At 54.2% G+C, this 14,146-nt stretch carries 6 protein-coding genes and 1 pseudogene; 6 read left to right on the top strand and 1 reads right to left on the bottom strand.

Going from position 1 to position 14,146, the window contains the following annotated elements; genetic code table 11:
* The first annotated feature begins 183 nt into the window (after positions 1-183).
* From ACYPYD_RS02400 to ACYPYD_RS02375, 6 genes are all read left to right on the top strand, one after another.
* Complete coding sequence (locus ACYPYD_RS02400) at positions 184-555, top strand: hypothetical protein (protein ID WP_459661927.1); 372 nt, start codon at positions 184-186, stop codon at positions 553-555.
* A gap of 787 nt (positions 556-1,342) precedes the next feature.
* On the top strand, positions 1,343-3,049 hold the full coding sequence (locus tag ACYPYD_RS02395; protein WP_459661926.1) for a TolC family protein: 1,707 nt from the start codon (positions 1,343-1,345) through the stop codon (positions 3,047-3,049).
* Positions 3,042-5,216 (top strand): type I secretion system permease/ATPase, encoded by a 2,175-nt coding sequence (locus ACYPYD_RS02390; protein WP_459661925.1) that lies wholly within the window; start codon positions 3,042-3,044, stop codon positions 5,214-5,216. The genes ACYPYD_RS02395 and ACYPYD_RS02390 overlap by 8 nt, the downstream gene beginning before the upstream one ends.
* Positions 5,213-6,607, top strand: coding sequence for an HlyD family type I secretion periplasmic adaptor subunit (locus ACYPYD_RS02385; RefSeq protein WP_459661924.1), 1,395 nt, complete (start codon positions 5,213-5,215; stop codon positions 6,605-6,607). Before ACYPYD_RS02390 ends, ACYPYD_RS02385 begins: the two co-directional genes overlap by 4 nt.
* Before the next feature lie 88 nt (positions 6,608-6,695).
* On the top strand, positions 6,696-7,415 hold the full coding sequence (locus tag ACYPYD_RS02380; RefSeq protein ID WP_459661923.1) for a hypothetical protein: 720 nt from the start codon (positions 6,696-6,698) through the stop codon (positions 7,413-7,415).
* A gap of 7 nt (positions 7,416-7,422) precedes the next feature.
* Entirely contained in the window at positions 7,423-13,038 is a 5,616-nt protein-coding gene (locus ACYPYD_RS02375; RefSeq protein WP_459661922.1) for a hypothetical protein, read from the top strand.
* A gap of 253 nt (positions 13,039-13,291) precedes the next feature.
* Here the strand turns inward: ACYPYD_RS02375 and ACYPYD_RS02370 are convergent.
* Positions 13,292-14,146, bottom strand: a pseudogene (locus tag ACYPYD_RS02370) (molecular chaperone HtpG); the annotation flags it as partial.

Genomic DNA, 14,146 nt, shown 5'->3' with positions numbered 1-14,146 from the left:
CGCATAAGTCGTAAGCGTCTGCAAAGGGGCGTGAACGGAATTTCCGGTTCCGGCCAGTTGGCTCCGAAAAGGAGACTTTCGGTTCACGCCCCATGGCGGACGTCCAGCGTGATGGTATAAGAACGAATGCGCCATGCATTGCTCTTCGTAATCCTCATCCTGCTTGGCTCATGCTCTGAGGCGGTGAGCCTGATCATCGAGAACCGCAGCGGAGCAGGTGTCACGATAATTAGTCAGGTCCGGACTGACCGCCACACCTATATTTTGACGGCGAGCCAATCGCAGGAAATCAGTTGGCCTGATCCAAACCATTATATCGTTGTTCGTTCTGCTAAATGCTCGCGTCAGTTTGATTTGGATGAATTTTATAGTCCATGGAATGACTGGCGAGACGGTAAGGGAGAGCTATCACGGCGCTATGCAGTTCAACCGGATGGGATGTTGCAAATACTTAGGCCCAGCAACGACAGAGGCGCCTATCTAGGTTTGCAAGATCCACCTAATTGGAAGACTAAAACTCTCGTTCCACTATCTGAAGAATGCAACGGCAGCTGACCACCCATCGTCGCCGCTAGAGCTACGGATTTGGGCTGCCTGAAAACGGACGGGCGGCTGTACCTCGCTAAGCGATGCGATCGGCGCCCCGGAAAGGCGATGAGGGGTGGTAACTGGCTATGCACGCTGGAACCTTACTTATGGCCGCAAAATCCAGCCTCCAACTAAAATCAGCGCGACCAATGCTGCGCCTATTCCAGCCAAAGCTCCAATAGCAGCGGAAATTACCGGCTTTTGGTGTGTACGACTAGCCGCGACAATCGCGGACACCACTATGCCGACGGTAGGAGCAACAAGATCAAGCATTCGGTTTTGTGCCGGTGAAGGCAGGCTTTTGCAATGACCGACTTGGGGCGTGACCCGTCAGGCTGCATTTCTTCGGGAGCAGCGGGCACCGGACGGGCCCCTATAGAGCGCAGCGCCCACACTCGGAACGTCGAAAACGGGTGGTTGCCGACTAACTGTAATCAATTTGTAGAATTTTGAACTTGGTAGCACACGCGTCGAACGGTCTTGATCGATGAAGTAATGCTTAAACGATATTTACCGTTAAAATTCTGCAAGGACCGCCATTTCGTCGTAAATTTCTTGCCCAACTTTGGCATAGGTGAGACGCTAGAAATAACCACCGCGGGGGGCGCTATGGGCAACGTGAATTTTTATGATGGTGTGACATCAGCTTGGCGAGCTGCTGTCATGTCTTCGGTCGTGCTTGGCCATAAGAGCGCCCCTTGAAGCGTCAAAAACCTGAATCTCGTGTATACGCATCGGCTCATCGATCTCCACGATGATTTTGCTCAACTTGGCGGATGGGCGGTTTTTCCTTATGCGTTTCTTTAACTCCCATGAGCTCGTGTTTGCGGGGGTGCTTTGCATCATGGTTGGAAGCCAGTGCAATGCCGCAACAGTTGGCATGGATAATGATGCGTCGATAGTCGAAGGATTAGTTTCTGATTCGTATGGCGGGCAAGGAGCGATCCCTGATAATGCGCCCACTGAAACCCTCGCTGCCGCAATCGTCGCGGCATATATCGGCAATCCCGGCCTTGCCGCAGATCGTTATGACCTGCGCGCTACGGACGATGACCTGGGTATTGCGCTTGCAGCTGCAAGACCGTCGATCGATCTACAGATTAGCGGGCAATACGATCTAACATTACCAGGACGCACAACTCAGGCCTCGCGATCCCTGATCGACCGTCGCAATGGCCAGAACATCGAACGAAATAGCCTAGCTTCGAGCTTGGTTGCAGATCAAACCTTGTACGCGGGTGGACGGATTGTCAGCGCCGTTGTGAGCGCGCGGTTTGGGATTGAGGCGGGCAGACAAGGACTTCGTGGCAGTGAGGGGGACATGTTGGTCAACCTCATCGCTGCATACAGTGACGTGCTTCGTGGCAGAAGGGTGGTGGGCATCCGCGAGACAAATGTGCTGGTGCTGGAAAAGATGCTGGACGAAGTCGGCGCCAGACGCGAAGCGGGCGAACTGACACTGACGGACATCGCACAGGCTCAGACACAGCTCCAGGCAGCGCAGGTGCAGCTTGATGCGTCACGCGCGGAGATGGAAGCGAGCCGGGCGACTTTCGCCGCGATTGTTGGCCGCGAGCCAGGTGTTCTTGCTGCGCCTCCTGCGCTAGCAGGGCTCCCTCGAAGCGTCGACGAAGCGTACTCGATAGCGCTGGAATCAAATCCCGATCTTCAGCAGGCGATCGCTCGCGACAAGGTCTCAGAGGCTGAGATCGCCGTGGCACAAGCCGAGGGACGTCCGAACCTTTCTCTACAAGGGGTCGCCGGGACAAGTGGTCGGGCGCTTCCGTTCGAGCGCCGGGATCAGGACGTGACATTTACGGGACGCGCAACGCTGACCGTACCTTTGGTGGCCGGAGGTCGTATCAGGTCGTTGGTGGCCCAGGCACGGAACCGCGAAAGCGCCGACAGGTTGAGGATAGATTCAACCAAGCGGCAGGTCGTCCAAAGCATCATCAATGCCTGGAACCAATGGGTTACCGCCGAACGTAACGTCGCGACTCAGAATGTGCAGCTCAAGGCCGCACGGGTTTATTACGATGGGACCTTCGAGGAATATCGTGAAGGCCTGCGCTCTACATTCGATGTGCTCTATGCGCAGAATGCCCTGAGAGAAACCGAGATTTCGATACTCACCAGTGAACGGGACAGCTATGTTGCGCAAGCTTATTTGCTGCGGCAACTTGGCCGACTTGAGGCGGGCCAACTTGTTCAAGGGGCGGCGACGTACGATCCAGCGGGCTATACCCGCAAAGCTGAGGCACGTGGTGCCATTCCATGGGCGGCGGCCGTCCGTGCTCTCGACAATATCGCAGCACCCAAGGGGAAAACTCAGGCGCTCGTGAGGCCAACCAGCGGCGAACCGGTGAACGTGATCGCAACGCCTGTGTTTGCACGCGAGAAGCCGCTGGCAACCAAGGGACCTTCAAATATTTCTCCAGTGACCGGCTCTCCCAATGAATGATATGCATAACCCTGACCTTGCGGATATGCTCGGGCATCGAGACGATAGTGGTCTGTTCGCCTACGCGACACTGCTTGCTCTTCACCGGATTTCGGTCGATCCACAGCAACTCAGGCATAGTCTCGGGCATGACCGCGCCATCGAGGGCGACGACCTGAAGCGACTTGCCAAGCGGCAAGACGAGGTAAGAGCGAGATCTAGCCGGTCGAGCTATAACAAGTTGCGCCAGATGCCGTTGCCCGCGTTGGCCAACGGCCCGAGCGGATGGTTCGTAATAGCCCGGGTTGCAGCAGACGAAGTCTTGATTCAGCCTCCATGCCGCTCGGTCGATGGCGTACAGCCCCAGATCATGAAAGTCGGCCGGGAAGCGCTCGAAGCGATGTGGTCAGGGGAATTGCTGCTGGTAACGACGCGTGAGGGAGTCGGCGGGGTTAGCCGCGCGTTCGACGTAAGCTGGTTCATTCCCCAGATCGTGAAGTACCGCAGTCTCATTGGCGAGGTGCTGCTGATAACGTTGGGTCTCAATCTTCTAGGTCTGGCCTCGCCTTTGTTCTTCCAGAACGTGGTTGACAAGGTGTTGGTTCACAACACGCTCGATACCCTCTCTATCCTAGTGGTTGGGTTCGGGGTTGTATCTGTGTGGGAAACTGCCTTCGGATGGCTGCGTACGCGGCTTTACTCGGAAACCAGCCAGAAAATTGACGTGGAGCTTGGTGCCAAGCTGTTCCGGCACCTCTTGGGACTCAATCTGTCATACTTCGAGGCCCGGCGCGTCGGTGACATCGCGATGAGGGTGCGCCAGCTCGAAACGATCCGCGAATTCCTTACGAACGCCTCGTTGACGGTTCTTGTCGATCCGCTCTTCACAGTGGTGTTCCTCGCGGTGATGTGGATCTATTCAACCAAACTGTTCCTCATCAGTGTGCTGGCAATTCCTTGTTACGTAGCGGTGGCTGCTCTCCTTACCGCGCCGCTGCGGGCGCGTATCGAGGAAAAGTTCGAACGGTCGGCCGCCAACAATGCGTTGCTGGTGGAAAGCATCGGCGGCATTCAAACAGTCAAGGCTGGGGCTGTCGAACCGCAATGGCAGGACCGTTGGGAGCGTCAGCTGGCTGGCTACAGTTTCGCATCGCAGAAGGTTATCAATCTCGGCAATACGGGTAGCCAGCTGATCCAACTGATCTCCAAGATCAACATGATGCTGATCCTGTACTTTGGCGCGCTTGCCGTGATCGACAAGGACATGACCGTTGGTGGCCTGGTCGCGTTCAACATGTTCGCGCAGAGAGTATCAGGGCCGGTGATCCGCATGGCGCAACTGTGGCAGGATTTCCAGCAGGTTCGAATAGCGATCGAGCGCTTGGGTGATGTGTTGAACCAGCCCGTGGAGCCGGGAACTGCAAGCCGTGTCGCTCTGCCTCAACTCAAAGGGGCAGTGAGCTTCGAGGGTGTGAGGTTCCGCTATGCCCTCGATGGCCCGTGGACTTTAGACGATATCGATCTCGCCGTGCCGGCCGGCTCCACACTGGGTATCGTGGGCTCATCAGGTTCGGGCAAATCCACACTGACCAAGCTGCTGCAGAGGCTATACGTGCCAGCGGCCGGTAGACTTACGATAGATGGTGTCGATATCGCGCAGATTGACCCGGCGTGGCTGCGGCGGCAGATCGGTGTGGTGCTTCAGGAGAACCTCCTGTTCAGCCGCACGATCCGAGAGAACATTGCTCTGTCGAACCCGGCGATGCCGATCGAAAAGGTGATGGCAGCCGCTGAACTAGCAGGCGCCCATGAGTTCATCGTCAGACTGCCCCAAGGCTATGATACAATGGTGGAGGAACGCGGCACAAACCTCTCGGGCGGCCAGCGCCAGCGCCTCGCGATTGCTCGCGCGCTGGTCAATCAGCCCCGTATTCTGATTCTGGACGAAGCGACAAGCGCTCTCGATGCAGAGAGCGAGGAAATTATCCAACGCAACCTCAAGGCCATGGCAGCGGGGCGAACCGTGATCATCATCGCACACCGGCTTTCAGCCGTGCGGCAATGCGATAGTCTTATCGCGCTGGAAGCAGGTAAGATCGTCGAGCGCGGTAATCATGAGCAGCTCTTGCGCCTGGGAGGTCGGTATGCCGACCTCCACCGCCGTCAAAGCGGAGGGTTCAGCGCATGAGCGCGGTACATCACCACTGGCAGGTTCTCCGGGAAGCGCTGCGCGCCGAGAAAGAGCGAGCAAAGAACTTTGCGCCCACTCGGGAGGCGGATTTCCTACCGGCCGCTCTCGAAGTGGCGGAACGCCCGGTTTCGCCAACAGCGCGTGTAACAGCGTGGTTGTTGTTAACCGGCTTGGCCGTCACGATTGCCTGGACAGTATTCGGGCGGCTGGACGTGGTTGCATCTGCGCCAGGTAACTTGATCGCGACGGGTAACACGAAGCTCGTGCAATCGCCTAGTCAGGGCGTCGTGCGGGCAATTTACGTACGCAACGGTGATGTGGTGAACAAGGGTCAAGCATTGCTAGACCTAGACCCCACTTTGACGGGAGCTGACCTGGCAAAGGCCGAAAAAGCCCTGGAAAGTGTTGAGCTCGACATTGCTCGCAATCAGGCGATTGCGGATGCCTTGTCGGGCAAAGGGTTGCACTTCCAGGCGCCGGCAGGAACCTCGGATAGTATAGCACGGACGCAATATCGGCTAATAGCGGCGCAACTTGCCGAGATCGATGCGACGACATCCAGCCTGCGCTCAGCGCGCCAGTCGGCGTATTCGGACGCTGCCGCCGCTCGAGCACAGGTCGCTAGACTGTCAGACACTGTCCCAATCCTCGATCGCCAGATTGAGCGCATGAACCGGCTCGACGCTAAAGGTTATGCACCTGGTCAGCGGTTGTTGGAACTGCAGCGACAGCGCAGAGGGGAGGTTGGTGATCGAGCAGTGGCGACCGCTCAGGTCAGTCGAGGATTGGCCGAAGCAACCAAGCTCGATCAACAGATTCACGAGACGAGACAAAATGCGCTGCGCACTGCACTGACAGACCTCGCCAAAGCTGAAGCTGAGGCCATCCTCCGCCGGGAAGAGGTGACAAAAGCACGTCAATTAAGCCGCTTCCAACGTCTTTCCGCCCCTGTGAACGGTACGGTGCAGCAACTCGAAGTGCATACCCTTGGCGGAGTGGTGGAGGCGGCAAAGCCACTAATGGCAGTTGTTCCTACCGATGGCCAGCTGGAGGTGGAAGCTAAGTTGCTGAACAAGGATGTGGGCTTTGTGCGAGCCGGCCAATCTGCCGCGATCAAACTAGAGGCATTTCCTTTTACGCGTTATGGAGCAGTTCCCGGCCGCGTCCAAAGCATCAGCAGAGATGCGGTGCAGGATAAAGACCTTGGTCTTGTATACCTTGTCACGATCGGCTTGGAACGCAATTCCATTGACGCTGACGGTCACCGCATCGATTTGACATCGGGTCTTGTCGCCACCGTTGACATAAAGACCGGAAAAAGACGGATCATCGATTATCTACTCAGCCCGCTCCAGAGAAGTGCCAAGCAGGCGGCGCGTGAAAAGTAGCCCCATGTCCAAGCGGAGCGCATTAAAGATCGTAGAGAAAGTGTTAGACACTATGCATAAAGCGAAAGAGGGTGGGGTCTCACGTCAAATGTTAACGTACATCTGGCGCCTGCTTCCTTCAGCAGTCCTGCTGACGACGACCGGCTGCAACACCCATCCTGTTTATAAATATCGTTATGAATTGACAGTGGTAATTCAGACGCCTGATGGTGATAAGCAATCCTCAAGTGTCATTGAAGTCGCCTTCAGAGAAAACAGTTCGACGAATATCACCGGTCCCGGAGGAATCACGCGGTGGATCAAGGGGGAGGCAGTATGCGTCAAAATAGACAAAAAGCGCAGGATGCTTGCGCTTTTAAGATCGGAAAGTAGTGCCGCCTGGGCTGAGAGCGTTATGTTGGCGGTAGGAAGCTTTAAAGCCGGCGGCGTTAAGCATTGGGCAGTAAATCAGTACGAGAACCTCATAGCAGATCGTAGGCTAAAAACGCTCCCCCATCGACAAGCAACGACCGGCTATAGGATCGGTCCGCGATTGCGGCCTATGCTTGTGACATTCGATAATATCGCAGATCCAGATTCTATACGCCGTGTTGACCCTGACAACCTTTCCGCGACATTCGGACCTGGAATTTCATTAAAATATATTACAGTTCAGATTACTGACAAGCCGGTTGAGTTTAAGAATGAGAATTGCATGCCGGCCGCAGTTCTGGATCCCAACTATAGTTCCCGAAAGGCTATCGACACAACGGATGACGTTGAACAAAATGGCGTAGCCGTCAATGCATTCAACTTTAGGAAAAGGTAATCGGCAAATGTCTATCGACCAGAACGTTTTCCTTAGCATACTTGCAATGGACTCGTACAACCGCGGTCCTGCGCAAAACTTGGATGTTCCCGGAAGCTCGCTAGGAAACGCAACATTCTCCTTTAATAATGACAGTATAGCTTTACTAGGAAACTCGTCGCTTTCCACTGGATTCTACGCAGCTGCCTACACATGGAATGGCCAGATTGTCATCTCATATCGGGGTACGGATACACAACTCGGAGAGACGCCCGCCGAGTTTCTCAGTAGCCCAATGCTAAATGACATATTTAACGGTTGGAGGGTGGGAGCAGGATATTCATCGGCAGCGCAAGCTGGCCAGGCCGTCGCGTATTATGAAGCGGTTGCCGGGCGATCGGTCTTCTCAAATGTCAATAATGGCGTGCCGATCTTGTTAACGGGGCACTCACTTGGCGGTGGATTGGCGGGTTTTGTAAGCTCGCTGTCTGGAAATCAAGGCTACGGCTTCGATCATATGCCGTTCGGGATTGCCGCGTGGCAGGCAGTATTCAGTGAAGCGCTTATCCGAACGATTGATCACTTTGGCTTAACTGGCCTGGGCGCAGCCGACTTCCTATCGAAGATTGCAGATGAGACAATATTTGCAGATCTCGACGATAACGTGAATATTGAAGATATCGCAGAAGAGTTCTCTAATAATCTGAATGAACTTGAACCAAATTTTTCCACATTTGAAGGATTTCATGTCACTTCTGAAGTTCTAGATTTTGTTAGAAAAGGTATAGTGCAAATAGGATCTGGAAGTATACTGGGAAATTTGATTCCAAACTCACTTGGAGTCGCGCTTCAAGCGTTTGGAATTAATCTTGGGCTAGATACCGCTGCATTGGAAGCGCAAATTAGCCAGCAGACGGCAATGGATCTTTATGGCGCTGATCTTGATGCTATCGAACGCCATAGCATCGGCCTACTGACGACAATGATGTTTGCGGAAGATCAATGGGCATCCGAAGGCGGACAAACCGATTGGAAGGCGTCGGCGAAATACTACATACCGTCTCTACTTGATGAAGGCATTGGCGCCGCGCTAGACATCGACAGTAGACTTAGCGGCGCCTCGAGCCCAGGGGCAAAACTTACCTCGATCATTGCATATTCCGCGATCGACGAAGGGGTCCGACCTTTCGGAGATACCGGAATTAGATCGCTTTTCAATGATGCCGATGACCTTGGAAAGACGCTCATATATTTGCCAAGCTTTGTAAATGAAACCCTCAAAGCCTCAGTAGGTAATGTAATTGTCGAATTTGCGGGCCTTCTGGCGATAAATGCGGTAAATCAAGTTGATTGGAATGAAGCAACGCGTGGTGTGCTAGACGTCGTTAACGACACTGGGCTACTGATTGATCTGACCTCTCAAACTTGGTCTCTCAATGACATGCTGCCAGAAAAGCATGTGTCATTGGAAGGGGTCGAACTGGTCGAAAACATAATTACATCCGCAATCCAGCAGACGACCACCGAGCATGCTGACTTTGTCCTAGATAAATTCAAAGGTTGGTTGAATTCGCAGAACGCACACGGCCTATCGGTGTTTGACGTAGTTGATGCCATCTCGTTTTCAGCAAGTGATGGCACGTTAGGCGGGGTTCCAGGCAGCGAACAGTATACACTGTATGTGGGATCACAGCTCGATCAGTCACAATCGATCGACAATGGCTCGGCCGTTTATGTCTCTGGCGGAGGCACAGACACTTTCTGGGGAGCTGATGGCGCAGATGCTCTTATCGGGAGTGCTCAGAGTGATACGTTGGTCGGTCGGGGCGGGGATGACTGGTTCTTTGGGGGCTCTGGAGGCGATACAATCTGGGGCGACGATCAAGGACAACTTGTGGGAGGCGGTACAGATACTGTGGTCTATGCCACACAAGGCGAAACTCTTTTGATCAATTACGGCACTGCGGCCACCGGCGCGCTTTCCGTAACTGGCCCCTCCGGAACCGATACATTGTATTCGGTCGAAAATATATTCCTTAAAGGTGGCAACGTCAATTTCTCGGTATCCGGGCATATTATCTCGGGTACCGATCTGACGATTAACAACAGCGCGCCGGCAGGCGAAGCAATCCAGGTTGTAAATCTTTCAAAAATGGCGGGAGGCGTGGGGCTCGATTTGCGCGACCCGGATCAGAGCTTCATTTATGACACTTCTACCGGAGGAAGCATCGCTTTGGTGGGTTTCCACACGCAAATCCTTGGGAGCAAGTATGATGACGAGTTATACGATGGAAGTGATAGTGAAAAAACAATAAGTGGCGGTGACGGGTCTGATTATATTAGCGTCGAAGACACAGATAAATCTGCGATCATCTTCGGCGGTGAAGGTGTCGATGAAATCGTGGGGGGCGACGCAAACGATTTCCTCGTCGACGTAAACTACCGGAGTACTGGTAGGCTAGGTGATGGGCCTTTTTCCGGTAATTACGCAGGAGCAATAAGCGCCGGCGCGGGCAATGATGTGATCGTTATAAGTTATGTGATGAATGATGCGAACGAATCTGCGTATTACTATCTCAATGCCGGAGCAGGCGATGACGATATTGATATCGCCAATGGCTCGGGTCGGTTTGCGTATCAGTACGCTCGAGGTGATGGAGCCGACACTGTAACTATGCATGGGAGTTCTACGCTCCAATATAATTCTAACATGAATGCAATACGTCCTCAGTCAGAACGATCGACGCAGCCTTTTATGTCTATTAATCTGGCCGATTACACCTCGTCGGAGGTGTCTGTCAGCTTTCAGATGAGTTCGGCCCGCATCGTATCTGAAAATTTGCCTAACATGGACTATCTCCCGATTTGGGAAATGACAGGCTCGATCGTGATTTCTCTATCGGATGGAGGGTCCATAACTCTGCAGAATGTCCTCGTTTATGGACAAAGTGAGAGCTACGCTACGTATGGTAGTCCACCTTCCGATTTCTCGCACCTGAACCTAACGGACAGCGGTGGTTTCGGTGGCAGCTTCTCCCTTGGTATGATGGTTGTACGTGCAGTGCCGCTGCGGATCACCACTGCAGACAATGGCACAATTCCGATGAGTACGGGCGGCGGGCAAAGTTTGAGAGGATCTTCTGTCGAACCCGATAATGCCGCGTCAGTGCCGAACTCCAGTTTGATTACACCTTTGATTGAGGAATCAGAGGGTCAGGAAATCTCGCTTTCAAGTGGGTCGCAAAGCTTTACTGGAGGAGCAGGGCTGGATCGTTTGAATGTCACCTGGGACTTGAGTGCACTGCAGACAGCCCTGAATGGCAATACTCTTGTCGTATCAGATAAATGGAATCTCATCGGAACAACGACGCTCGTAGATTTCGATGAGGTATATGTCGTGGCGGATGGCCGTTCTTACTCGATTTCTGAGTTTGACGACTTGGTTGGAAGCTATGCTCCAGGTGTGGTTGAAACCGGAAGCTTCGGAAACGACACATTGACCGGGAGCGGTGGCCGTGACGCTCTTTATGGTATGGATGGAGACGACATCCTTTACGGTCTTTCAGGAGATGACATTCTCGATGGAGGAAGCGGTGCTGACACAATGGTTGGCGGTGCAGGGGATGATACGTATGTCGTCGACGACGTATCTGATCTCATCGTTGAAGCTGCTGGCGAAGGTAACGACACAGTGCAGTCGAGCGTCGATTTCACATTGGCGGACAATGTTGAGAATCTGGACCTGCTAGACGGTGCAATTGCCGGGGCCGGAAATAGCCTAGATAACGATATTCGGGGCAATTCTGGGGACAATTTGCTGACTGGTGGCGGCGGCAACGATAACCTTTGGGGGGGCGAAGGCGATGATATTCTCGAGGGAGGAGACGGAGACGACGTTCTTTTCGGTGAAGGCGGTAATGACACACTCATTGGCGGCGCCGGAAACGATGTTCTGATCGGAGGGAGTGGAGATAGCTCTATCGACGGTGGTGGCGGATACGATATTGCGCAGTTCGAAGGAGCTGTTGACGACTACGATATTTACCGTGACGTCGATGGGAAAATCTACGTTTGGAGCCCCAATGGTGAAGCCGCGTTAGTCGATGTCGAGGCTCTGTACTTTGCGGATGATCGCACCACTGTATTGGCGGCCGATTTCGCGCCGATCGGTTCGGAAGGTGATGATGAAATCATCGGCTCAGAGCGTAGGGATTCTCTCATGGGGATGGGCGGCAATGATGTATTGATCGGTAATGGCGGCGCCGATTATATTTCAGGCGGTTCAGGAAGTGATCAGATATACGGTGGTTCCGGAAACGATTATATTCTGCCCGGTGATGGCAACGACTATGTGAATGGTGGTACTGGTTGGGACATCGTTTCTCTTAGTGGGGCATCGTCAGATTACGAGATCACGTTCGATGATGATGGGCGGGTCTCTGTCGCAAACCTTATTACGACCGAGATTGATATCTTGGAACGTGTCGAGGCCTTGGAAACTCAGGAGGATGGAGGTTATCTCGAACTCCCCTCAGCAGGGATCGATATAGACGGTAGTGCTTCAAGCGATGAGATCGTTGGTGCTGCAGCCGATGAAACGATCCGAGGGTTCGCTGGCGATGACGTCATTTCTGGTGGTGGCGGTTTCGACTTCATTTACGGTGGAGCCGGCGTCGATACGGTGAAATTTGAGGGAAGTAGAAGCGACTATACCATTGGCATCACTTCCGACGGTATCGTAACAGTCGATGGAGAAGAGTACGCGAATTACCTTCGCGGAGTTGAGCATTTGTTTTTCGAAGGTAGCGCGGAATTGGTTGACGTAGTCGACCTGCCTCCGGCTGGGATGTCGGGGCCTGATGTTCTACATGGGACGGCGATGAGTGATATTCTTAGCGGCGAAGCCGGCAACGACACACTATATGGATATACAGGCCACGACTGGCTCTTGGGTGGTGCAGGGGCGGATCTGATGATCGGCGGGCCGGGCGATGACACTTACGAAGTAGACGATCTCTCTGATGTCATCATTGAACTTGCAAATGAAGGCGTTGATTTCATCCGGACAACGATTAGCTTAACGTTGCCGGATAATGTCGAGAATATCGTCATGGTTGGGGAGGACGCTGCCGCTGCAACCGGCAATAGTTTGGACAATACCTTCTGGGGCAATAACTTCGACAATCATTTTGTTGGGCTGAGCGGAGATGACATGTTCAGGGGCCTGGGAGGGGACGACATACTCGACGGTGGTGACGGTGTAGATACTGCTCGCTATGCAGGCGAAGAATCCGGTTACTGGTTCACCAGACAAGAAGATGGAACTGTGAGTGTGGAAGGGTACTGGTACCCAACAGGGCATGATACCTTGATTAATATTGAGAATATATACTTCGAGGGGAGTGATAGTTTGGTGTCGCTTGCCGATCTCGCTCCGCAAAATTCCGCAGCCTCGCGTCAATCATTCGCCGAACAGTCCAGTGCGATTTCACCTCTACCAACAAGTATCGAGACCGCGGCTACACGGCTGGCATCCGCTATGTCGGTTTTCTCCGCGCAGTCTTCATTTGGTTTCGATGCAGCGTATGGTAATGTACGTGCGAGCGAAGCCATGCAGATTGCTGTCAGCAGCCATGTGACGTGACCAGAGCCTGATGATTCGACCGAGACAAGAGAAGAGATGCATGTCCATTTGGCCTGCTAGTGCTAGCTGGCAGGCCACTTTCGATACGGTTGTTACGGTATTCTGAAGATTAACGGCCTTGACCCTATCCCCGTTCTGCCAGTGGCCAGAACGAGAGGTGCTGCGCTTCATAGGCCCCGGGACGACATGCAGCGTATTGGGAGCCTCGAAAAACGAGGGGGAGCCCGTCGGCTCCCCCCGCCCATGCCTTGTTTTACCCCAGCGTCTTGGCCATCAGGCGTTCCAGCCGCTGCGCGAAGGCTCGCGGATCGGCGGGAGCTTCTCCCTCAGCGATACGCGCCTCATCGAACAACAGGAATGCGATGTCCCGCCGCTCATCCTCGCTCGCCGTCGACTGGTCCAATCTGGCGATGAGCCCATGGCGCGCATTCACTTCCAGCACAGGCTTTTCGCGTTCGGGCGCACGGCCGGCGGCGGCCAGCATCTTCTCAAGCTGAAGGTCCATGGCGTTGTCCGGCGCCACGATGCACACGGCGCTGGTGGTCAAACGGTCGGAGATACGGACGTCGGAGACCTGATCCGCCAGCACCTGTTTGGCGAAGGCGATGAACCCGCTGACATCCTCTGCGGTGTTCGATGTGTCTGAGCTGTCCTCTGCCAAAGGGATCAGGCTGAGGTCGCTGGCGCCCTGCGTCACCGACTTGAAGGGCTTGCCTTCATAATCGACGCCCATCGTCGTCCAGAAATTGTCGACCTGGTCGGGCAGCAGCAAAACCTCGATGCCCCGTGCCTTGAACCCTTCGAGCTGGGGAGACGTCGCGAGCCGATCGAGGTCATCTCCGGTAGCATAGAAGATCGCAGTCTGATTTTCCTTCAGCCCCGCTACATAATCCTTGAGCGAGCGCCACTCGCCGTTCGATGCCGTCGTCTTGAAGCGAGCAAGCCCAAGCAATTGCGCGCGCCGCTCGTAGTCCTCGTAAAGCCCTTCCTTGAGCACAGCCCCGAAGTTGTTCCAGATTCCTGCGTAGCGATCGGCGTCATTCTCCGAGAGCTTGTCGAGTTCCGAGAGGATGCGATTGCTCACGCCTTTCTGGATGGCCGACAGCAC

This window comes from Novosphingobium sp. 11B, assembly GCF_054589055.1.
The sequence above is the reverse complement of the archived record's forward strand: the minus strand, read 5'-3'. Positions and strand labels throughout refer to the sequence as shown.